The 21657-nt window shown below is 71.9% G+C and carries 21 protein-coding genes; 12 read left to right on the forward strand and 9 right to left on the reverse strand.

The features are described 5' to 3' along the window. Positions 1-58: 58 nt before the first annotated feature. A complete protein-coding gene (locus ACHUEU_RS08860; RefSeq protein WP_394215565.1) occupies positions 59-409 on the forward strand; it encodes a DUF4235 domain-containing protein in 351 nt (116 codons plus the stop codon). 55 nt (positions 410-464) lie between these two features. On the opposite strand, the gene phoU is transcribed toward ACHUEU_RS08860, so the two are convergent. Beyond that, positions 465-1145, reverse strand: a complete 681-nt coding sequence (phoU, locus tag ACHUEU_RS08865) for a phosphate signaling complex protein PhoU (protein WP_394215566.1) — start codon at positions 1143-1145, stop codon at positions 465-467. A gap of 171 nt (positions 1146-1316) precedes the next feature. On the opposite strand from phoU, the gene ACHUEU_RS08870 reads away from it, so the two are divergent. After that, positions 1317-2564, forward strand: a complete 1248-nt coding sequence (locus tag ACHUEU_RS08870) for a sensor histidine kinase (RefSeq protein ID WP_394215567.1) — start codon at positions 1317-1319, stop codon at positions 2562-2564. Between the two features lies 1 nt (position 2565). Then, entirely contained in the window at positions 2566-3255 is a 690-nt protein-coding gene (locus ACHUEU_RS08875; protein ID WP_394215568.1) for a response regulator, read from the forward strand. A gap of 92 nt (positions 3256-3347) precedes the next feature. Here the strand turns inward: ACHUEU_RS08875 and ACHUEU_RS08880 are convergent, their stop codons facing one another. Beyond that, positions 3348-3848 carry a hypothetical protein gene (locus ACHUEU_RS08880; RefSeq protein WP_394215569.1) on the reverse strand — a complete coding sequence of 167 codons (501 nt, stop codon included), beginning with the start codon at positions 3846-3848 and terminating at the stop codon, positions 3348-3350. A 229-nt stretch (positions 3849-4077) separates the two neighbouring features. On the opposite strand from ACHUEU_RS08880, the gene ACHUEU_RS08885 reads away from it, so the two are divergent. Beyond that, positions 4078-4560 carry a CarD family transcriptional regulator gene (locus ACHUEU_RS08885; RefSeq protein WP_394215570.1) on the forward strand — a complete coding sequence of 161 codons (483 nt, stop codon included), beginning with the start codon at positions 4078-4080 and terminating at the stop codon, positions 4558-4560. 14 nt (positions 4561-4574) lie between these two features. Then, a complete protein-coding gene (locus tag ACHUEU_RS08890) occupies positions 4575-5303 on the forward strand; it encodes an IspD/TarI family cytidylyltransferase (protein WP_394215571.1) in 729 nt (242 codons plus the stop codon). Positions 5304-5336: 33 nt separating this feature from the next. On the opposite strand, the gene ACHUEU_RS08895 is transcribed toward ACHUEU_RS08890, so the two are convergent. Together ACHUEU_RS08895 and ACHUEU_RS08900 are read right to left on the reverse strand one after the other, a co-directional pair. Next, the gene (locus ACHUEU_RS08895) at positions 5337-5648 is read right to left on the reverse strand and encodes a hypothetical protein (protein ID WP_394215572.1); all 312 of its coding nucleotides are present in this window, start codon (positions 5646-5648) and stop codon (positions 5337-5339) included. 10 nt (positions 5649-5658) lie between these two features. Further along, positions 5659-6414 (reverse strand): IspD/TarI family cytidylyltransferase, encoded by a 756-nt coding sequence (locus ACHUEU_RS08900; protein ID WP_394215573.1) that lies wholly within the window; start codon positions 6412-6414, stop codon positions 5659-5661. Between the two features lie 144 nt (positions 6415-6558). Here ACHUEU_RS08900 and ACHUEU_RS08905 point away from each other — a divergent pair, with 144 nt between their 5' ends. From ACHUEU_RS08905 to ilvA, 3 genes are read left to right on the forward strand one after another with little or no spacing between them, the layout of a single operon-like run. After that, positions 6559-6873: a PTS sugar transporter subunit IIB gene (locus ACHUEU_RS08905; protein ID WP_394215574.1), complete on the forward strand. Its 315-nt coding sequence runs from the start codon at positions 6559-6561 to the stop codon at positions 6871-6873. After that, positions 6870-7400 (forward strand): 2-C-methyl-D-erythritol 2,4-cyclodiphosphate synthase, encoded by a 531-nt coding sequence (gene ispF, locus ACHUEU_RS08910; protein WP_394215575.1) that lies wholly within the window; start codon positions 6870-6872, stop codon positions 7398-7400. The genes ACHUEU_RS08905 and ispF overlap by 4 nt, the downstream gene beginning before the upstream one ends. Then, on the forward strand, positions 7397-8734 hold the full coding sequence (gene ilvA / locus ACHUEU_RS08915) for a threonine ammonia-lyase IlvA (protein ID WP_394215576.1): 1338 nt from the start codon (positions 7397-7399) through the stop codon (positions 8732-8734). The genes ispF and ilvA overlap by 4 nt, the downstream gene beginning before the upstream one ends. Before the next feature lie 271 nt (positions 8735-9005). On the opposite strand, the gene galE is transcribed toward ilvA, so the two are convergent. Continuing rightward, positions 9006-10004 carry a UDP-glucose 4-epimerase GalE gene (gene galE, locus ACHUEU_RS08920; protein WP_394215577.1) on the reverse strand — a complete coding sequence of 333 codons (999 nt, stop codon included), beginning with the start codon at positions 10002-10004 and terminating at the stop codon, positions 9006-9008. A gap of 90 nt (positions 10005-10094) precedes the next feature. Further along, entirely contained in the window at positions 10095-11555 is a 1461-nt protein-coding gene (locus ACHUEU_RS08925) for a GuaB1 family IMP dehydrogenase-related protein (RefSeq protein WP_394215578.1), read from the reverse strand. Between the two features lie 92 nt (positions 11556-11647). Between ACHUEU_RS08925 and ACHUEU_RS08930 the strand changes: the two genes are divergently transcribed. Continuing rightward, positions 11648-13825 carry an LCP family protein gene (locus ACHUEU_RS08930; protein ID WP_394215579.1) on the forward strand — a complete coding sequence of 726 codons (2178 nt, stop codon included), beginning with the start codon at positions 11648-11650 and terminating at the stop codon, positions 13823-13825. A gap of 31 nt (positions 13826-13856) precedes the next feature. On the opposite strand, the gene ACHUEU_RS08935 is transcribed toward ACHUEU_RS08930, so the two are convergent. Then, the gene (locus tag ACHUEU_RS08935; protein ID WP_394215580.1) at positions 13857-15284 is read right to left on the reverse strand and encodes a mycothione reductase; all 1428 of its coding nucleotides are present in this window, start codon (positions 15282-15284) and stop codon (positions 13857-13859) included. A 91-nt stretch (positions 15285-15375) separates the two neighbouring features. On the opposite strand from ACHUEU_RS08935, the gene ACHUEU_RS08940 reads away from it, so the two are divergent. The 3 genes from ACHUEU_RS08940 (at position 15376) to ACHUEU_RS08950 (ending at position 19552) form a co-directional block, all read left to right on the forward strand. Beyond that, on the forward strand, positions 15376-17751 hold the full coding sequence (locus ACHUEU_RS08940) for an ATP-binding cassette domain-containing protein (RefSeq protein WP_394215581.1): 2376 nt from the start codon (positions 15376-15378) through the stop codon (positions 17749-17751). Between the two features lie 50 nt (positions 17752-17801). Then, positions 17802-18635, forward strand: coding sequence for a putative RNA methyltransferase (locus tag ACHUEU_RS08945; protein ID WP_394215582.1), 834 nt, complete (start codon positions 17802-17804; stop codon positions 18633-18635). Positions 18636-18730: 95 nt separating this feature from the next. Beyond that, positions 18731-19552 (forward strand): HAD family hydrolase, encoded by an 822-nt coding sequence (locus ACHUEU_RS08950; RefSeq protein ID WP_394215583.1) that lies wholly within the window; start codon positions 18731-18733, stop codon positions 19550-19552. A gap of 93 nt (positions 19553-19645) precedes the next feature. Here ACHUEU_RS08950 and ACHUEU_RS08955 read toward each other — a convergent pair whose 3' ends face one another. Beyond that, complete coding sequence (locus ACHUEU_RS08955) at positions 19646-20464, reverse strand: hypothetical protein (RefSeq protein ID WP_394215584.1); 819 nt, start codon at positions 20462-20464, stop codon at positions 19646-19648. A 170-nt stretch (positions 20465-20634) separates the two neighbouring features. Beyond that, a complete protein-coding gene (locus ACHUEU_RS08960) occupies positions 20635-21516 on the reverse strand; it encodes a C40 family peptidase (RefSeq protein ID WP_394215585.1) in 882 nt (293 codons plus the stop codon). Positions 21517-21657 lie beyond the last annotated feature (141 nt).

Genomic DNA, 21657 nt, shown 5'->3' on the forward strand with positions numbered 1-21657 from the left:
GCCCCGGTCCTCGTACCGCATCACCCGACGCCTGGAGGAAACAGTGGCCAATCCGCTCGTGAGCATCGCCGTCCCCGTGGCGGGCATCATCGCCGGGGTCATCGGCAACAAGGCCGCCGCGGCTGGCTGGGGCGCCGTCTTCGGCGAGGACGCTCCGACCCTGAAATCGCAGAAGGCCGCGAAGAAGGATGTCGCCAAGCGCCGGAAGCAGGCGAAGAAGGACGGCCTGGCGAAGGCTGAGATCGCCGCGATCACGGATCCCTCGGACGATCAGTCCGTGTGGAAGATGATGCTGTGGACCACCGTCTCCGGCGTGATCCTGCAGGGGCTGCGAGTGGCGGCCAAGCGCGGCGCACAGACCGGTGCGGAACGGCTCACCACGCGCCGGCCGCGCCCCAACCGCGGCTGATCCCGCCTCGACCAGGCCGCAGGTCGCCCCGCGGCGTATGGCGGGGCCGGGAGGTTCAGAACTCCTGGACGTCCACGCCCCCGCTGAGCGTGTCCAGCGAGTCCCCGGTGACCAGGAAGCCGACGCGACGCACCAGCGAGACCGCGTGGTCGCCGATCCGCTCGTAGAAGCGGATCAGCAGCGTGAGGTCGATCACCTGCGCATTGGTGTAGGCGCCCTCCTCGCTGCGGGAGATCTCGCGCGAGATCGTGAGCATCAGCTCGTCGAGCTCGTCGTCCTGCTCCTCGACCTGGGCCGCGAGTGCCAGATCCCGGGCCTGGATCACCTGGGTGGCCGTCTGCAGGGCGGTCAGGCCCAGCTCGGACATCCGAGCGATCTGGTCCCGGTGCTGGGCCGGCACCGCGATCTCGGGATGCGCCCGGCGCGCGACCAGTGCGACGTGGGCGGCCAGATCGCCCATCCGCTCGAGCGTGGAGCTCATGCGCAGCGTCGCGACCAGCAGGCGCAGGTCGGTGGCCACGGGGGACTGCCGGGCGAGCAGCTCGACCGCCTTCGCGTCCAGCTCCACCTGCCGGGCATCCAGGTGCGGATCGGCGGTGACCACCCGCTCCGCCAGGGCCAGCTCGCCCGCGAGCAGTGCGCAGGTCGCACCCTCCAGTGCCGTCCCGACCAGCTCGGCCATATCCACCAGGTCGTCGACGATGTGCCGCAGGTCGCTCTGATACGCCTCGCGCATGGGGGTCCTCCTCATTCCGATGGGCCTCTCGCCGCGATCCTCCCAGCAGGGGATGAACAGGAGGCGACAGGCCGGGGACCCGGAGCATCCGGCAGGTGAACTCACGGCCGGATCGGCCTCGCGGCCGGGCCCCGCGCCGGTCGGGGCCTCGCGGGGGCCTACGCTGTGCATGTGCCCCTGACTGCGCTCCTCGTGCTCGCCGGCGCGATCGGTCTGGTGATCGGCGTCGCCGCCACGCTGACGCTCGCCCGTTCGGACCGGCGACGCGATCCGGGCCCCGCCCCACTCGATCCGATGATCCCCGAGGCGGCGACCGAGGTGCTGGCGATCCTGTCCTCCGCCTACGTGGTGCTCGACGCCGCGGGCGATGTGCTGCGGGCCTCGCCGCTGGCCTACTCCTACGGGATCGTCCGCGCGGCCGAGGGCGACTATCCACGGCTGGCCAGCAGCGAGCTGATGGAGCTGGCGGCCGACGTGGGCCGCAACGGCGGCTTCCGCGACGAGCGCCTGACGCTGCAGCGTGCGAGCCAGGGCGGCTCCGAGTCCGTGATCGACGTACGGATCGGGGCTCTCGGCGAGCACGGAGCGCTGCTGCTGGCCGACGACCTGACGCGCGCGGTGCGCGTCGAGGAGACCCGCCGGGACTTCGTGGCCAATGTGTCCCATGAGCTGAAGACGCCCGTCGGCGCGATCACGCTGCTGGCGGAGACGATGGAGGACGCCGCCGAGGACCCGGAGGCCGTGCGCCGCTTCGCCGCGCGCATGCAGAGCGAGAGCCACCGGCTCTCCCATCTGGTCCAGGAGATCATCGAGCTCTCCCGGGTCCAGGGCAGCTCCGCGCTGCCGGATGCGGAGCCGATCGAGATCGACGAGGTGGTCGAGAGCGCGATCGCCCTGAATCGCAACTACGCCCTCGGCGCGAAGATCGACGTCGCCGTCGGCGGAGCGGACGGCCTGCAGGTCTTCGGCTCCGCCCCGATGCTCACCACCGCGCTGTCGAACCTGATCTCCAACGCGATCACCTATTCCGATCCCCGCACCCGGGTGGGGGTCTCCGTCCGCCGTGACGACGGCATGGTCGAGATCTCTGTCAAGGACCAGGGCATGGGCATCGCCAAGGAGCATCTGGAGCGCGTCTTCGAACGGTTCTTCCGGGTGGACCGCGCACGCTCCCGGGCCACGGGCGGATCCGGACTCGGTCTCGCGATCGTCAAGCACATCGCGAGCGACCACGGCGGAGAGGTCACCGCCTGGTCGCTGCCCGGTCAGGGCTCGACCTTCACGCTGCGACTGCCCGAGATGGGACGCACCGAGACCATCCCCGCGGGGGCACGACGGGCCGCGGCCGCCGATGCCGCACAGCACCCCGCCCCCGCACGCACCACATCGACCGGTCACCGGTCGGGGAAGGCACACTGAGATGACGCGCATCCTGATCGTGGAGGACGAGGAGTCCTTCTCCGATCCGCTCTCCTACTCCCTGCGGAAGGAGGGGTACGAGGTCGCCGTGGCGGACAACGGCACCGATGGACTGCAGATATTCACCGCCCACGGGGCCGACCTGGTGCTGCTGGACCTGATGCTCCCCGGGATGAGCGGCACCGAGGTGTGCCGCGAGATCCGACGCAGCTCGAGCGTTCCGGTCATCATGCTGACCGCCAAGGACGACGAGTTCGACAAGGTCCTGGGACTGGAGCTCGGCGCGGACGACTACGTCACCAAGCCCTACTCGTCACGGGAGCTGCTGGCCCGGATCAGGGCAGTGCTGCGTCGCGGGCAGGACTCCGCGGAGCGGGAGGGCGACTCCGTCCTGCGCACCACCGCCATCACGATGGACGTGGAGCGGCACGTGGTCGAGGTGAGCGGCGAGGGGGTGGCGCTGCCGCTGAAGGAGTTCGAGCTGCTCGAGATGCTGCTGCGCAACGTGGATCGGGTGCTCACCCGCGGCCAGCTCATCGATCGGATCTGGGGAGCCGATTACGTCGGCGACACCAAGACCCTGGACGTGCACGTCAAGCGGCTGCGCGCGAAGATCGAGGACGACCCCCGGAATCCGGTGCGTCTGATCACGGTGCGCGGTCTGGGCTACAAGCTCGAGTCCGGCAGCTGACGGGGCGGCGGCCGGCAGGGCGGTCCCGTCGACGCGGATCGCCCCGCTGCCGAGGCTGCGGGGCGATCTGCGAGTGGATCGGGGGACGGGGCTCAGCCCGCGGCCGGCTCCTCGCGCTCGTAGTAGTCGAGCGAGGTCGTGAGCGTCGGCAGGGAGATGGTGGTGCTCTGGCCGGAGGCGATGACGTCCAGGGTGATGACCGACCCGGGGACGACGTCGACGGCGCTGACCGGCACGGACTGCTGACCCTCCTCCGGACCGATCTCGACGGTGCTGTGAGCGGGGACCTGGACGCTGGCGGTGAACACGCTCTCGCCCTCGACGAGCCCTTCGAGCTCGACGGTGGTCCCCTCGTCCGAGTAGTTCACCACCGAGGTATAGAAGATCGGGTCCTCGCCCTCGTCGCCGAAGACGAGCACCGCATTGCGGACGCCGGCGAAGAACGCATCGTCCTGCAGGATCGTGGCATTGGTGCCGTCGGCCGCGTTGTAGAAGACCTTGGTCTGCACCGGGGACAAGTACGTGCAGCCGGTGGCCGCGAGCGCCAGGCCCAGGGCAGCGGCGGAGAGCACGGAACGGCGGGAACGGCGCACGGAGGACTCCTGTTCGATACCGCTGAGCGGCGGGGACGTACGGGGACAGCTCTGACAGGGTACCCCACCGGGAGCTCCCGGGATGCCGAGGCACGAGGCGCGAGGGACCCATCCGCAGCCCCGGCGGGTCTCGGGGAGAAGGCGCTGGGAGAAGGCTATCCACCAGGTCGGCGGCATTTTATCACGGCCCCGCGATGCTAGACTGGCGCGCGGAAAGGGGACCCACCACATGAACTTTGCCGTCGGCGAGACCGTCGTCTACCCGCACCACGGTGCCGCGCTCATCGAAGAGGTCAAGACCCGCACCATCAAGGGTGAGGACCGCACCTACCTCAAGCTGAAGGTGGCCCAGGGAGATCTGACCATCGAGGTCCCCGCGGAGAACGTCGACCTCGTCGGCGTGCGCGATGTCGTGGACAAGGAGGGCCTCGAGGAGGTCTTCGAGGTGCTGCGCCAGCCCTACACCGAGGAACCCACCAACTGGTCCCGCCGCTACAAGGCGAACGTCGAGAAGCTCGCCTCCGGCGATGTGAAGAAGGTCGCCGAGGTCGTGCGCGACCTGTGGCGCCGCGATCAGGATCGCGGGCTGTCCGCCGGGGAGAAGCGGATGCTGGCCAAGGCGCGGCAGATCCTCGTCTCCGAGCTCGCACTGGCGGAGAAGACCGACGAGGCCAGCGCCGAGACCCTCCTCGACGAGATCCTCGCCTCCTGAGCACCCCCTCCCCCGTGTCCTCCACCCCGCGTCCGACCGGCGTGCGTCCGGTCATCCTCGCGCTCGCACCCCCTGCCCCGGGCCTGCCCCGGGGCGCGGCGACCCCGTGCCTCGAACGGCTCGGGGGCTTTCGGCTCATCGATCGACTGCTGCGCACCCTGCACGGCAGCGGCCTGCCGGCCCCGCTGGTGATCACCGGGGAGGCCGCCCATGCTGCGCTGCGCACGACCCTGGGACGCAGCCTGCCGGTGATCAGGGTCGCCGGTGACCGGGAGGCGGCGCTGCGCGCCGCCCTCGACCGGAGCGAGGAGGAGCTGCTGCTGCTCCATGACGCCGAGCGCGCCCTCACCCCGAGCTCGGTCGTCCACGACGTCCTGTCCGCGCTGCGGCCGGATGATGACGCCGTGGTCCCGGTGATCACGATGACGGACTCCGTCAAGGAGGTCCGCCCCGACGGTCTGCGCAACATCGACCGCTCGACCCTGGCCGGGCTGCAGAGCCCGCGACTGGTGCGTCGAGGCCTGCTCGAGTCGGTGATCCTCGCCGGCGGCGGGTCTCCCCCGGACCCCGCCGGCTTCGACGAGATCCGGGCGGCGCTGGAGCACGGGGCGCGGGTGCGCACGGTGCACGGCTCGCACGCCGGGTTCGCCGTGCTGGACCGCCTCAGCCTCTGGCAGGCGCAGATCTCCCTGGGCCTGGCCCGGGACACCTCTCACCGCCATGGGCTCGCGCGCCGCAGCTGATCCCCCGGGCGGCATCCCGCCGCTGCCTGGCACTCAACCGCCCCGCCGGCTCCTCCACACCGTCCGGAACTCCTCGGCCATCCGGACCGGCTTGGACAGCGTGCTCCGCGGCAGGCTGCTCGCCAGCTCCCCGGGGGCACGACGCAGCCTCCACAGCAGGCGCCGGGGCTTGCTGGAGATGCGCCGGCGCAGATCGGGCAGATAGGCCTCGGACACATCGAGCCTGGTCACCGCACCGCATCCGGTGCACCGGATCTGCGACACGAAGCGGCCCGCATAGACCACCACGTGCTCCGCCTCCCGCTCGCAGACGGTGCAGCGCAGGTTGCTCTCCTCGATGCTCATCGGCTCCTCCTCACCGTGACCTCGAACCTAGCGCGGTGACCACGTCCTGGGCCAGGAGCAGGTCCTGCGCGTAGGTGATCTTGAAGTTGGTCTGTTCGCCGCGCACCCAGGCGACCGGGATGTCCGTGTACTCCTCGGCACAGGAGGCGGTGTCCGTGCCCACGAAGCCGTCCCGCGCGGCCGCCTCGTAGGCGTCCAGGATCGTCGCAGCATGGAAGCCCTGCGGGGTCTGCACGCGCACGAGGGTGCCCCGACCCGGGGCGGATGCCGCCGCGAGGGTGTCGTCCGTGCCCACGGGAGCGATGTCGGAGGCAGGGATGCCGGGAACCGCACCCCCGGCCTCCCGCGCCGCGTGCAGCACCGCCGAGGCGAGGCCGTGCGAGACCAGCGGGCGGGCCGCGTCGTGGATCAGCACGGTGTCGATGGCGCCGCTGTCGATGCGGTCGGCGAGGTGCCGCAGGGCGAGCAGCTCGGACTCCTGGCGGGTCTCTCCCCCGGGGATGGTCTCCAACGGGGAGTCGGTCTCGCGGGCGTCGACGAACCGTGCGTGCTCGAGATCGTCGGGACGGACCACGAAGACGAGGATCTCGATACCCTCGACCGCGGCGAGCGTATTCAGGCCCCAGGCCGCGATGCTGCGCCCGGCCAGCGGCAGGAACGCCTTGTTGATCCCGGCCCCCACCCGGGTGCCCGATCCTCCCGCGAGCACCACACCGGCGGCCCGCCCGGGCGGGCGGGGGGCGCGGGCGCGGCGGGGCTGGGTCACGCGGGCAATCGTAGACGCCCGCGCACCTCGCGTGGATCGCCCAGCCGGGACATGACAGAATCGGTCTTCGCCGGTGCTGCCGCCGCGGAGCACCTCAGCAGATCGGGGCACCGCCCTCCACCCCACCACAGTCCAGGAGAACGAATGCTCACCATCGCCATCGTGTGCGGCGCGGGGATCGCCACGTCCGCACTGATCGCGGAGCAGGTGCGCGATCACCTCGCGGCCCGCGGCCGCGAGGCGCACGTCGTCCAGGCCACCGTGATGGATCTGCTCTCGGCCGACTTCCGGGCGGACCTGGTGATCAGCACCGTGGATCTCCCCGACGCCCTCGGCATCCCGCAGGTCTCCGGGATGCCGCTTCTGCTGGGCACGAACCCGCAGGTCACCTACGACGACATCGACCGTCTGCTGGCACGGATCGACGCCGCCGGCACGGGATCCGGAGACCGGCGGTGAGGACCGCGCCCGTCCCCGCACCGCTGCCCCGGGTGGGGATCGGGGTGGACGTGCACGCCTTCGCCCCGGCCGAGGCCGACCGGGAGCTGTGGGTCGCGGGACTGCACTGGGAGGGAGAGCCGGGACTGGCCGGCCACTCCGACGCCGATGTCGCCTGCCATGCCGCCTGCGACGCGCTCTTCGCCGCCGCCGGGATCGGCGACCTCGGCTCCCACTTCGGGGTGGACCGGCCGGAGTGGTCCGGTGCCTCCGGAGCGCGCCTGCTGGGCGAGGCGGCTCGTCTGGTGCGAGAGGCCGGCTTCCGGATCGGCAACATCTCGGTGCAGGTGATCGGCAATCGTCCCCGCCTGTCCCGACGCCGCGAGGAGGCCTGCGCCGCGATGAGCGCGGCCGCCGGAGCAGCAGTCACGGTCTCGGGCAGCACCACCGACGCCCTGGGCCTCACCGGGCGCGGCGAAGGGGTGGCCGCGATGGCGACGGCCCTGGTCCTCGCTCTGTCCGGGACGCCCGAGGAGGGAACAGCATGAGGGAGACCACGACGACGGAGACGATGCAGGCCGGGGAGCTGCCGGTGCGCGCCCCGGACATCGAGGCCGCCGCGGAGCGTCTCGCCCCGGTCCTCCGGCGCACCCCGCTCCAGCACAGCGAGCGACTGAGCGAGCTGGCCGGGGTGCCGGTGTGGCTCAAGCGCGAGGACCTGCAATCCGTGCGCTCGTACAAGCTCCGCGGCGCCCATCTCTTCCTCGACTCCCTCGACCGGTCGACGCGGGAGGCGGGAGTGGTCGCGGCCAGCGCCGGCAATCACGCCCAGGGCGTCGCCCAGGCGTGCCGTGCCCTCGGCATCCGCGGGCGCATCTACGTCCCCGGCACCACGCCGCGGCAGAAGCGCGAGCGGATCACCGCCATCGGCGGCGAGCGGGTCGAGCTGATCCTGATCGGGGACACCTTCGACGACGCCGCCGAGGCGGCTGCCGACGATGCCGAGCGCACCGGTGCCACGCAGGTCCCGCCCTTCGACCATCCGCTGATCATGGCGGGTCAGGGCACGGTCGCCCTCGAGGCGGCGGAGCAGCTGCGCACCGAGCACGGCCGCGAGATGGGCACGCTGGTGGTGCCCGTCGGCGGCGGCGGTCTGCTCGGCGGCTGCGGTGCCTGGCTGCGCGAGCGCAGTCCCTCGACCCGGATCATCGGGGTCGAGCCGGCCGGGGCGGTCTCGATGGCCGCGGCGGTGCGCGCAGGCAGGCCGGTCACCCTCCACGAGATGGACCGCTTCGTCGACGGCGCCGCCGTGCGCCGGGTCGGCACCGGACCGCTGCGCATGGTGCAGGCCATCGGTCCCGAGCTGATCTCGGTCGACGAGGGGGCGATCTGCACCGAGATGCTCGATCTCTATCAGGTCGAGGGGATCATCGCCGAGCCCGCCGGTGCACTGACCTCGACCGCGGTGGCGACCGGCGCGATCGAGCACCTCGGCCGCGGCGGGCACGAGGCCGCCGATCCCGAGGAGGAGACCGGGGACGTGGTGGTGGTCGTCTCCGGCGGCAACAACGACGTCTCGCGGTACAACGAGATCGTGGAGCGCTCCCTCGTGCACGAGGGCCTCAAGCACTATTTCCTGGTGACGTTCCCGCAGGAGCCCGGCGCGCTGCGCCGCTTCCTGGACCGGGTGCTGGGACCGGACGACGACATCGTGCTGTTCGACTACATCAAGCGCAACAACCGTGAGGCGGGCCCGGCGCTGGTCGGGCTCGAGATCGGTGATCGTGAGGATCTCGAGCCGTTGATGGCGCGGATGGCCGCCTCGAACATGGAGATCGAGCGCGTGGATCCGGAGGACCCGATCTACCGCTATCTCACCTGAGCCGCGCGGTTGCGCCGCGCGGGCCCGCCCCGCGTGATCTGCGGCCCGGCATGGCCCGGGTCACCCGCATGACTCGCAGCACGGGTGCCCCATGACATCCACTGGCGCTGAGCCAGCATGCAGCTCCCTGTACAGCCCTCCGTGCTGGCTGAGCGCCAGTCGATGCACCCGTCGCTCGACACGGAGGACGCGACACGGCCCCGGCCGAGACGCGGGGCCTGGCAGGGACGCGGGGCCTGGCAGGGATGCGGGCCCGCCCCGCGCGGCGGGGTCAGCTCTGGGGATAGGCCTCGACGTCGGGGGTGATCCCGGCCCTGCGCGCCTCGACGGCGGAGCGGACGATGTCGTCCAGGCCGTGCTCGGACTTCCAGCCGAGGGTCCGGGCGATGCGGTCCCCGGAGCAGATCAGCCGGGCCGGGTCCCCGGCGCGGGCCTCTCCGATCTCGGGGGTGATCTCGATGCCCTGGACCCGCGCGATCGCGTCGATCACCTCGAGCACGCTGGAGCCCTCGCCGGTGCCGACGTTGAAGGTCCGGTGCGGGCGCTCCTCGCCCCGGAGGTAGTCCAGGGCGGCGATGTGGGCGTGGGCGAGGTCGAGCACGTGCACGTAGTCGCGGATGCAGGTGCCATCGGGAGTGTCGTAGCCGTCCCCGAAGACCACCGGGGCCTGTCCCCGCTCGAGCCGGTCCAGCACGATCGGCACCAGGTTCATCACCGCGGTGTCCGCCAGCTCGGGCCAGCCGGCCCCGGCGACGTTGAAGTAGCGCAGGGCGACGGTGCGCATGTCATGGGCGCGCTCGGCGTCGGCGAGCATCCACTCCCCCACGTACTTGGTCGCGCCGTAGGGGTTGATCGGCTGCGGGGCGAGGTCCTCGGTGACGAGGTCGACGTCGGGCATGCCGTAGACCGCCGCCGAGGAGGAGAACACCACGTCCCGCACCTCGGCGCTCGCGCAGGCGGCCAGCACGTTGGCCAGCCCGCCGATGTTGTCGTGCCAGTACATCTCGGGATTCTCGACGGATTCGCCGACCTGCTTGTGGGCTGCGAAGTGGATCACCGAATCGGCACCGGAGGCCCGCATCTGGAAGGCGAGCTTCTCGCGCGCGTCCGGGAGGGTGACGTCGAGCTCGATCAGCTCCGCCCCCTCGGTGCGCCGGCGCAGGCCGGTGGAGAGGTCATCGACCACGATCACCTCCTGCCCCTGTTCCAGGAGGAGTCGCACCACGTGCGATCCGATGTATCCAGCGCCACCGATCACGAGAGTCGTCATGTGATGAGCGTACCCGGTGCGAGGGGTCCGTCGTCCCGGCGGCGGCACCGAAACGGCCGCGGCCCCGGGCGCGTCCTGATCGGGCGGGGCTCAGCTCCAGGAACCGGAGACGGGGCGCCCCTCGGCGTAGCCGGCCGCTCCCTGCAGACCGATCACGGACCGCTCCCGGAACTCGGCGGTGTCGGCCGCTCCCGCGTACGTGTACGAGGACCGCACCCCGGCGGTGATCTGGTCCAGCAGGTCCTCCACCCCGCCCCGACCCTCGGCGAGGTACATGCGCGAGGTGGAGATGCCCTCCTCGAACAGGCCCTTGCGGGCGCGGGCGAAGGCATCCTCATGCGCGGTGCGATGGGAGACCGCGCGCTTGGAGGCCATGCCGAAGGACTCCTTGAAGCGTCGACCGTTCTCATCGGTGCGCATCTGACCGGGCGATTCGTAGGTGCCGGCGAACCAGGAGCCGATCATCACGTTGGAGGCGCCGGCGGCGAGAGCGAGCGCGACATCGCGGGGGTGACGCACTCCGCCGTCCGCCCAGACGCTCCCGCCGAGGCGACGGGCCTCGGCCGCGCACTCCAGCACGGCGGAGAACTGGGGGCGCCCCACTCCGGTCATCATCCGGGTGGTGCACATGGCCCCCGGTCCGACGCCCACCTTGACGATGTCGGCACCGGCCTCGAGGAGCTCTCGGGTGCCCTCGGCGGTGACGATGTTGCCTGCCGCGAGCCGCACCGCCGTTGCCTCCCGGGGGCCGAGGGCCTCGCGCGCGGTGCGCAGCGCCTCGAGCATCTTGTCCTGGTGGCCGTGGGCGGTGTCGAGCACGATCACGTCGGCCCCGACCTCCACCAGTTCCCGCACCCGGGCGGCGACATCGGCGTTGACCCCGACGGCGACCGCGATGCGGAGCCGGCCCGCGGCGTCCGTCGCCGGGCGGTAGATCGTCGAGCGCAGCACGCCGGTGGCGGTGAGGACGCCGCGCAGCGCGCCGCTGTCGTCCACGACCACGGCCGCATCGTGGTGGGTGGCGGCGATACGGGCATGCAGCTGGGCGGGATCGACCGAGAGATCCGCGGGCCGCAGCACGGGGACGTCCTCGCTGAGCACCTCCCCCACCTCGGAGAAGGTGTCCCGTCCGGCGATCTCCTCGATGGAGACGGTCCCGAGGGGGCGGTGCTGCTCGTCGATCACCACCACGATGCCGTGCGGACGCTTGGGCAGCAGGTCCGCAGCCTGACCGAGGGTGCCCGAGGCGGTGAGGGTCAGCGGATGGTCGACCAGCAGATCACGGGACTTCACCGATCGGACGATCGAGTCGATCCGCTCCGGGGAGAGGTCCTGGGGCAGCACGGCGAGCCCGCCGCGGCGAGCCATCACCTCTGCCATGCGGCGCCCGGTCACGGCGGTCATGTTGGCCGCGATCAGCGGGATCGTGGTGCCCGTTCCGTCGTCGCTGCCGAGGTCGACGTCGAAACGAGAGGTGACGGCCGAACGATTCGGCAGGAAGAAGCAGTCGTCGTACGTGAGGTCGGTCGACGGGGTATGGATCAGACGCATGCGTCCAGGATACGGATCCGCCCGGGTCACCTCCACGAGCCCCGCACAAGCCCTGGCATGACGAGGAGAGCCCGTGATTCTAGGATGGGTGCATGACGGACCACTCCTCGGACTCCCCCCGCAGGCGCCGTCGGTCCGGCAGACACCAGCAGCCGGCCCGCCGACGTGCCTCGCCGCCGCTGTCGCCGGACGAAGCACGCCGGAATCGGGACGCCGCCTTCGGCGCCTCCGGGGAGAAGCGCACCTGGCTCGGCGGCAGCGCCGCCTCGGCGCCGTCCGCACCCTCCGGGTCCAGTCCCGCCGAGCCCACCGGCTCCGGGGCCGCCGCTCCCGAGTCCGGCGCCGCCGGTCCCCCGCAGGCCGGGGGCGAGCCGCCCGCCGGGCACTCCGAGCGCCGCGAGCGCGGCCGACGCGCCGCCTTCCCGCTCGAGCAGCTCCCGCACTCCCCCGCCACCGGCGCACAGTCCCCCGCCGCGGCCTCCGACGACCATGACGCGGACCCTGCCGCCGCGCGCCCCGGTGACGCAGGCAGCGCTCCCTCCGCGCCCCGCGGTCGCCGCCGCGCGGCCCTGCCCGCCGAGCCAGCCGCCGAGCAGGACGTGTGGGCGGCGACCTCGCCCCGGACCCCTGCCCCCGGCGCCCCGCCCGCTCCCGCTGCCGTCTCCCCCCGCCGCGCCACCCCGCGGACCGCGGACGACGCCCGGCGCGCCGACGAGGACCGGGAGAGCTCCGGATCCCTGCCGAAGGTCGCGTTCTGGACCGTGCTGACCTCCCTGCTCCCGGGCTCCGGCCTGGTGACCACCCGGATGCGCCGGCTCGGCTGGGTGCTGCTGACGGTGGTGCTGCTCGCGTTCCTGATCATCGGGGCCCTGCTGCTGTTCGGGGACCCGCTGCGCACCGGCATGATGCTGCTGACCCAGCGCGGCATCCTGATCGGGGCGATGATCGCCCTCGGCGTGGTGGGACTCGTCTGGGCCCTGCAGATCGTGCTGGCGAACCTGGCCCACTCCACGAGCGAACGCCTCGCAGGCGCGAAGCGCTACCTGGCGCTGGCCCTCGCAGTGCTGATGGTGGTCGCCGTGGCCGTGCCCGCGACCCGAGGGGTCCAGTCGCTGTGGGCGCTGCAGGGACTGGTCGGCTCCCGGACCGTGTTCGGCGGCGGCGAGGGCGGGGCGCACCCCTTCACCTCCGGCAAGGATCCGTGGGCGAACGCCGGGCGGGTCAACATCATGCTGCTGGGCCAGGACGCCGGGGAGACCCGCACCGGCACCCGGCCCGACACCATCATGGTCGCCTCGATCGATACGGCCAGCGGCAACACCGCCCTGTTCTCCATCCCGCGGAACCTGGAGAAGGTGCAGTTCCCCGAGGACACCCCGGCCGCTGAGGTGTTCCCGGACGGCTTCGACTACTTCGGACCGGACCAGTCCCTGATCAACGCGGTGTGGACCTGGGCGGAGGACCGCCCGGATCTGTTCCCCAGCGACCCCGAACCCGGGCTGACCGTGACGCGCTGGGCCGTCGAGGAGACGCTCGGGCTGCAGATGGACTACTACGCGATGGTGAACCTGCAGGGCTTCGAGGACCTGGTGAACGCCCTCGGCGGCGTGGACATGGTCGTCGAGCGCAGGATCCCGATCGGTGGCGGCGCCAGCGCGATCGACGGCTACATCGAGCCCGGGATGCAGAAGCTCGACGGCTTCCACGCGCTCTGGTACGCCCGGTCCCGGGAGGGGTCCAACGACTTCAACCGGATGTGCCGCCAGCAGCGCATCGTGCGCGCCGTGACCGAGGAGGCCGATCCGACCACGCTCGCACTCTCGATCCCGGGGCTGGTCAACGCCACCGAGAACAACATCCAGACGGACATCCCGGTGAAGAACCTGGATGCCTTCGTGGATCTCGCGCTGCGGATCAAGGACGCCGGATTCACGTCCTACCCGATCACCCAGGACGTCACCTTCACCGGCGATCCCGACTACGCGTATCTCGAGGAGTGGGTCCAGGCCTCGATCGAGGACTCGATGGCGCAGGAGCCACCGGAGTCCGTGCTCGGGGAGACCGAGCCGGGCTCCACCGCTCCCGCCGAGACCGGCGCCCCGCCGGAGGAGGAGAGCGCCGGCACGGGGACGTCCAGCGACGAGCAGCCGACCTCCGCGGAGGAGAGCTCGACGCCGACGGACGCCGTCGGCAGCGGCGAGGAGTCCACCCCGGCGCCCGAGATCGAGCAGGATCCGCTGCAGTCCTGCCTTCCCGGCGCCGAGCAGTGAGCTGACCGGGCAGGAGCGCGCCGACCGGAGCTCAGGGCACCAGCTGCAGCAGCGCGTTCTCGATCAGCTCGGGCATGGCCGGGTGGATCCAGTACTGGGTGGCGGCGATGTCCCGGGCGGTCTGCCCGGTGCTCATGGCCTGGATCAGCAGCTGGATGAGGGTCGTGGCCTCGGGTCCGATCAGGTGGGCGCCGAGGATCTCGGTGGTCCGGGCGTCGACGACGAGCTTCGCGAAGCCCGTGGTGTCCTCCATCGCCCAGCCATAGGCGATGGCAGCGTACTCCTGGACCGCGACCTTCACCTCACGGCCGCTGCGCCGCGCCGTCTCCTCGTCCATCCCCACCCACGCGACCTGCGGATGGGTGAACACGCCGCTGGGCACGGGCATGGTGTCGCTGCGGCGCAGCTGCTGCGGATGCAGGAGGTTGTGCCGCACGACCCGCTGCTCATGGTTCGCGACGTGCTTGAGCTGGTGCGCGCTGGAGAGGTCGCCGAAGGCCCACAGGCCCTCGAGCACCTCCCCGTCGCCGAGCACCCGCTGCTGCGCGTCCACCGCCACCCTGCCGTCCTCGGCGGTGTCGATCCCCGCGGCGGAGACGTCCAGCAGGTCGGAGTTGGGGCGGCGGCCGACGGCGACCAGCAGCTCCTCGGCCCGGATCAGCACCTCGGCACCGTCCCGCTCGCCGCGCAGCTCGATGCCGTCTGCGGTGCGGTGCACGGAGGTGGTCGAGAGCCCCCGCTCCAGCCGGAGGCGTTCGCCGAGGAGCTCGGTCAGCCGGTCGGAGACGTCCGCGTCCGCGGCGCGCAGCACCCGCTGGGAGCGGGCGATCAGGGTGACCTCCACCCCGAGGGAGGCGAAGATGTGCGCCATCTCCACGGCGATCACCCCGGAGCCGAGGATCGCGAGCGAGGCCGGCAGCTGGTCGATCCGCATGATGGTGTCCGAGGTGTGCGGTGCCGCCTCGGCCAGGCCCTCGATCGGCGGGAGCACCGGCCGGGAGCCGGCGCCGAGCACGATGGTGTCGGCGCTGAGGGTCTGCTCGCCGCCATCGTTCCCGCACACCCGGAGGGTCTTCGGGCCCACGAAGCGGGCGCTGCCGCGCAGCAGGGTGAGGTTCGCGTTGTCCTCGTGGTCGCGGCGGTACTCCTCACCGCCCACGGAGATCGCGTCGATGCGGCCGAAGATGCGGTCCCGGATCGCCGGCCAGTCCACGTGGCGAAGCTGCTCGGTCAGACCGAAGCGTGCGGCGTCCACCGGGGTGTGGGCGAGCTCCGCGGTGTGCACGAACATCTTGGTCGGGATGCAGCCGAGGTTGATGCAGGTGCCGCCGAACACGCGGTCCGGGCCCACCCCCCGGTCGATCTGGACGATGCTGCGGCCGGCGAACTCGGGCCCCGGGAACGAGTTCGCGGAGCCGGAGCCGACGAGGGCGATGTCGAAATGCGTCGTAGCGGTCACCGCTCCAGGCTAGCCGGGACCGCCCGGACCGGTGGCAGAATGTCTCGGGCGTGGGACGCACCGCGCCCCGATGTGTCCGAGGAGACTCCCGATGTCCGTTCCTGTCCATCCGGCCGACGCCCACGACCTGATCCAGGTGCGCGGCGCTCGCGAGAACAACCTCCGCGACATCTCCCTCGACCTTCCCAAGCGCCGGCTGACCGTCTTCACCGGGGTCTCCGGCTCGGGCAAGAGCTCGCTGGTGTTCGGCACCATCGCCGCCGAGTCGCAGCGGATGATCAACGAGACCTACAGCTCCTTCGTGCAGGGGTTCATGCCCCAGCTGGCCCGGCCCGACGTCGACTCCCTGGAGGGGCTGACCACCGCGATCATCGTCGACCAGGAGCGGATGGGGGCGAACGTGCGCTCGACCGTCGGCACGGTCACCGATGCGAACGCCCACCTGCGCACCCTGTTCTCGAAGCTCGCCGAGCCGCACGTCGGCGGCCCGAGCGCCTTTTCCTTCAACGTCCCCAGCGTGACCGCCTCCGGAGCGATGACCGTGCAGAAGGGCGCGAAGACCATCGCCGAGAAGGCCAGCTTCTCCCGGGTGGGCGGCATGTGCCCGCGCTGCGAGGGCATGGGGACGGTCACCGACCTGGATCTCAGCGAGCTGTACGACGAGGACAGGTCCATCGAGGAGGGCCCGTTCCTGGTGCCCGGCTACTCGGCCGGCGGCTGGTACGAGAAGCTGTTCGCCGCCTCCGGCTTCTTCCCCACGGACACGCCGATCCGCTCCTTCACCAAGCGCCAGCTCCACGACTTCCTGTACAAGGAGCCCACCAAGGTGAAGCTCGAGGGCGCGAACATGACCTTTGAGGGGCTGATCCCCAAGATCCAGAAGTCGATGCTGTCCAAGGACCGCGACTCCATGCAGCCCCACATCCGCGCCTTCGTGGATCGAGCGGTCACCTTCATCCTCTGCCCGCAGTGCGAGGGCACGCGCCTGGCCGAGCATGCGCGCAGCTCACGGATCGACGGGCTCTCCATCGCCGATGTCTGCGCGATGCAGATCTCCGAGCTCGCCGCCTGGGTCCGCCGCCTGCGAGAGCAGAACACCTCCTCCCAGGTCGCTCCGCTGCTGCAGAACCTCTCGGAGCTGCTGGACGCGTTCACCGAGATCGGCCTGGGCTACCTGTCCCTGGACCGCCCCTCGGGCACCCTCTCCGGCGGCGAATCGCAGCGCACCCGCATGATCCGCCACCTCGGCTCGGCGCTGACGGACGTCACCTACGTCTTCGACGAGCCGACCATCGGGCTGCACCCCCACGACATCGCGACCATGAACGCCCTGCTCGTCAACCTGCGGGACAAGGGCAACACGGTGCTGGTGGTCGAGCACAAGCCCGAGGCCATCGCGATCGCCGACCACGTAGTCGACCTCGGCCCGCGGGCGGGCGCCGACGGCGGGAGCGTGCAGTACGAAGGAGATCTGGCCGGGCTGCGCGCCTCGGACACCCTCACCGGCACCCACCTGGACCGGAGGATCTCGCTCAAGGACACCGTGCGCACGCCCACCGGGGCCCTGGAGATCCGCGGCGCCGACCACCACAACCTGCAGTCCGTGGACGTGGACATCCCGCTCGGCGTGCTCACGGTGATCACCGGGGTGGCCGGCTCCGGGAAGAGCTCGCTGGTGCACGGCTCGATGCCGCAGGACGCCGCGGCGATCGTGGTGGACCAGACCGCCATCCGCGGCTCCCGCCGCTCGAACCCCGCGACCTACACCGGGCTGCTGGAGCCGATCCGGAAAGCGTTCGCGAAGGCGAACGGCGTCAAGCCCGCCCTGTTCTCGCACAACTCCGAGGGCGCCTGCACGCTCTGCAGGGGCGCCGGGATGATCTATACCGAGCTCGGCTTCATGGAGACCGTCGCCACCGCCTGCGAGGAGTGCGAGGGCCGGCGCTTCCGCGCCGACGTGCTCGAGCACCGCTTCGGCGGGAAGGACATCTCCGAGGTGCTGGCCCTCTCCGTCGCTCAGGCCCGTGAGCTGTTCTCCGCCGCGGGGACGGCAGTGCCGGCGGCGGCGACTCTGCTGGGACACCTGGACGACGTGGGCCTCGGCTATCTCACCATCGGCCAGCCGCTGACCACCCTCTCCGGCGGTGAGCGACAGCGCCTCAAGCTCGCCACCCACCTGCGCGACAAGGGCGGGATCTTCGTGCTCGACGAGCCCACCACCGGCCTGCATCTGGCCGATGTCGACCAGCTGCTCGCCCTGCTGGACAGACTCGTGGACTCCGGGAAGACGGTCATCGTCATCGAGCACCACCAGGCGGTGATGGCCCATGCCGATCACCTCATCGACCTCGGCCCCGGAGCGGGCGCCGACGGCGGACGGATCGTCTTCCAGGGCACCCCCGCCGAGCTCGTCGCCGACGCCTCGACCCTCACCGGCACCCACCTGAAGGAGTACGTCGGCACCTGAGGTCCGTGGTGGGGCGCCTGCCGTCCCGGGCGGGACGTACCCTGGCTGACGTGCCCCGCCCCGCCCCCGCCGCTCTGGCCTCCTGGCTCGAGGTCCTGGAGTGCCCGCACTGCCACCATCGGATGCGGATCGACGAGCGCACCCTGCGCTGCCCGTCCGGCCACAGCTTCGACCTGGCCCGGGCCGGATACGTGTCCCTGCTCACCGGCGCCCCTGCCACCAGCGGTGACGACGACGCCATGGCCCGGGCCCGGGACGGCTTCCTGGCCACCGGCGCCTACGCGCCGCTGCGGGACGCGATCGGCGACCTCGCTCCGGACACCACCGGGCGGGTCCTCGATATCGGCGGCGGCACCGGCTACTATCTCGCCGGGCTGCTGGAGGAGCTGCCGCAGGCCCGCGGGCTGGGCGTGGACACCTCGGTGCGGGCGCTGCGCTTCGCCGCCCGCGCCCATGACCGGGCCGCCGCAGCGGCCTGGGACGTCTTCACCCGCTTCCCCCTCGCCGAGGGCTCCGCGGATCTGGTGCTGAACGTGTTCGCCCCGCGCAATCCGCCGGAGTTCGCACGGGTGCTGACGCCGGGCGGCCATCTGCTGGTGGTGCGGCCGGCGGCCGATCATCTCGCCGAGCTGCGCGCCGCGGTGCCCGGGATGGTGGGTCTGGACCCGCGCAAGGAGGAGCGGCTGCATGCTGTGCTGGATCCCCTGTTCACGACGGAGGAGGTGCGGGAGGTGCGCTTCCCGCTGGCGGTGTCGGGCCAAGCTGCCTGGGACCTGGTGGCGATGACCCCGAGCGCCCGGCACGTGGCACCGCAGGCGCTCGCGGAGCTGGCGGACGGCACCGTCACCGTCTCGGTGCTGGCGAGCCTCCATCGGCGTCGCTGACCCCTCGCCCCGCCCCCTGGCTGCAGGCTCCGGGGGTGCCCAGCCCCGTCACCTACGCTGAGGGCTCCGAGAACACCAGGGAAGAGGGAGCGTCCGTGGCAGATCGCCGCTGCGTATTCATCGATTTCGACGGCACCTTCGCGCATCGTGGGGTGGCCCCGCGAGCGCATGCGGAGGCCGTCCGCCGAGCACGGAAGAACGGGCATCTGGTCCTCCTGTGCACGGGGCGTCCGGCCTCGATCGTGGCCTCTGCGGTCGCCGCGCTCTTCGACGGGGTGGTGGCCTCCGCCGGCGGCTGGATCCGGGTCGGCGAGCAGCTGCTGCAGGATCAGCGCTTCCCCGAGGAGCTGGGCCGACGCGCCGTCGAGGTGCTGCAGCGCCACGACATCCCGTTCACCCTCGAGACCCCCGAGGCGCTGCTGTGCACCCCGCGTTCCGCCGCTGAGCTGCGGGCACGGGTGCGTCCTCCGCTCCCGGAGGAGGGCGTGGGAGGCGGGCTGCAGGACCTGATCGATGCGATCGTCCTGCCCGCGGACCTGGCCTCCGCCTCCTTCGCGAAGATCTCCCTGTGGGGCTCCCCGCTCCGGGTGGAGCACCTGGCGTCCGAGATCGGGCCCGAGGTGGGGGCGCTGCCCAACTCGATCACCGATGACGTCAGCTCCGGCGAGCTGCACCTGGTCTCGGTCGACAAGGCCGACGGGGTGCGGATGGTCGCCGAGCACCTGGGGATGGACCATGCCTCGACGGTGGGGATCGGCGACGGGATGAACGATCTGGGGATGCTGCGCGCCGCCGGCACCGCGATCGCCGTCGACGGCGCTCCGGCCGCCGTGCTCGAGGCGGCGGGAGGAGTGAGCATCCCGGGCCCGCAGCAGCACGGCATCGTCACCGCCTTCGAACGTCTCGGACTGCTCTGAGGAGCACCTCCACGGCGGTCCTCCCGAGCCGCTCCCGCCGGGCGTCCGGCGCGGCGCCGGTGTTCGCGCCGGATGCCGCTCAGGGCACCGGCCTCAGCGCCGGTGCAGCCCCATCAGCACCACACCGGCCGCGGTCACCAGCGCCCCGGCACCCAGCAGGATGATCCCCTGGGGCGCCATCGCGGTCTGGAACCGGCTCTCGAACTCCCGGACGATCGGCCCCAGGAAGACCGCCTGGTCCACGGCATCGGGCACGACGGTCCCGATTCGGGTGCCGAGCCACCACACCGCGGCCCCGGCCAGGATCCCGCCGAGCCCGGCGAGGACCAGCAGGGTGCGTCGGTGCGCACCGAGGATCAGCGCGAGCACCAGGAGCACGAGTGCGGCCGGACCGGCCCAGTGGGCCCAGGGGGTCACTGCGGACAGTGCGGTCAGCAGGGGGACGTCGGGAACGGTGGCCAGGGTGACGGTGGCGTCCTCGGGGCGGGGGATGTCGATCGGAAGCCTCTCCTCCACCGGGGTGAGGATCCGGTCGATCGCGGGAGCGAGGTCGACGTCGAGCTCCGAGGCACCCGGGGTGAACAGAGCATGATGCAGCTCAGCCATCGAAGCCCCCCAGAGCGTCCCGTAGACGTCGGTGTCGGTAAGCTTCTCGGCCTGCTCCTCGGCCAGCGGAGTCAGCCGCTCCTGGAGCCAGTCCGGGAGGCGATCGCCGCCGAGGATCTCCTGGACCGCGCTGTCGCTCAGCAGGCGCTGGAACTCGGGATCCTCGGCGAGGGGCACCGTGATGGCCAGGAAGCCGTCTTCGTCGACCACGTTGTCGTCGATCCAGGTGGCCGGCAGCCAGAGGGCGCCGAGCACGGTGGCGCCCAGCAGCAGGACGAGGGCGAGGAGGTCGCGGGCGGTGCTCACGCGCCCACGCTACCGGGACGGTGGCCGGGAGGCATCCGCTGCGGGTCCGCCCGCCCTGTGAGGTTCCGCCCGAGGCGAGCGGTCAGGGCGGAGCAGGCGCGGCACGAGTCCCGGAATGGGAGCGGCCCCGCTCCACGTGTCGTGGGGCGGGGCCGTTGCGGCGTGCGGACTCAGCCGACGCGGATGAAGGTCCAGCTGCCGGAGTAGATGTTGCGCTCGGACGTGTCCACGCGAGAGTTGCCCGCGTCGACGAACTGGTTGCCGCCCGCGTAGATACCGATGTGGCCGGGCTTGTAGACCAGGTCGCCGGGCTGCGCCTGCGAGCGCGGGATCACGGTGCCGGCAGCGGCCTGGGCGGCGGCGCCGCGCGGCAGGTTGATGCCGTGCTGGCCGTAGACCCACTGCACGAAACCGGAGCAGTCCCAGCCCGAGGTGGAGGTGCCGCCGTAGACGTACGGGGTGCCGACACCGGAGCGGGCGGTGGCGAGGATCGAGCTGCCCTTGCCGGCGGCGGGTGCCGGGGCGGCCTTCTCCTGCTGCGACTCCTCGGACGAGGAGGAGGAGGACGAGGAGGAGGAAGAAGAGGACGAGGAGGAAGACTGCTGGGAGGAGGAGTCGTCCCGATCGTCGTCGCGGCTGGAGCGCTCCGTGGAGCGGGAGGAGCGCTCGTCCTGACGGGTCTCGGTGCCCTGCTCATCCTGCTGCTCGGCCTGCTGCTCGGCCTCGCGCTCGGCGGCGGCGCGCTCGGCAGCGGCGCGCTCGGCGGCCTCTGCGGCGGCGATCTCCTCCTCCGTCGGGCCGACCTCGATGGAGATGGTGCCAGCGACGGGAGCGAGGGCGGGCCCCGCCTCCTCGGCGGCGGCCTCAGCGGCCGGGATCCCGACCGCGGGGGCGACGACGGGGGCGATCAGGGACGGAGCCGCGTCGGCCTGCGGGGCATCGACCTGGGTCTCCGCCGTAGCGGCGGAGGCGCCGCCGAACAGCATCGCCGCGGCCATCGCCGCTCCGGCACCTGCGCGGCCCGCACGGACGGCGGGGGTCACGGCTCGCATGGTGCGACGGTGGGCAGAGTTCGCAGTCTTCGACACGTATGGCTCCCAGCCCCCGGGACAATGCCCTCGCGCAGGTGGACGTCTCTGCTCCCGATCCGGTGCGCGACGGGGCTCTCCGGAGGGAATGCCCCGGCTCTTCTC

The sequence above is a fragment of the Brachybacterium vulturis genome (assembly GCF_043641765.1).
In the GTDB taxonomy this organism is placed as follows: Bacteria; Actinomycetota; Actinomycetes; order Actinomycetales; family Dermabacteraceae; genus Brachybacterium; species Brachybacterium vulturis_A.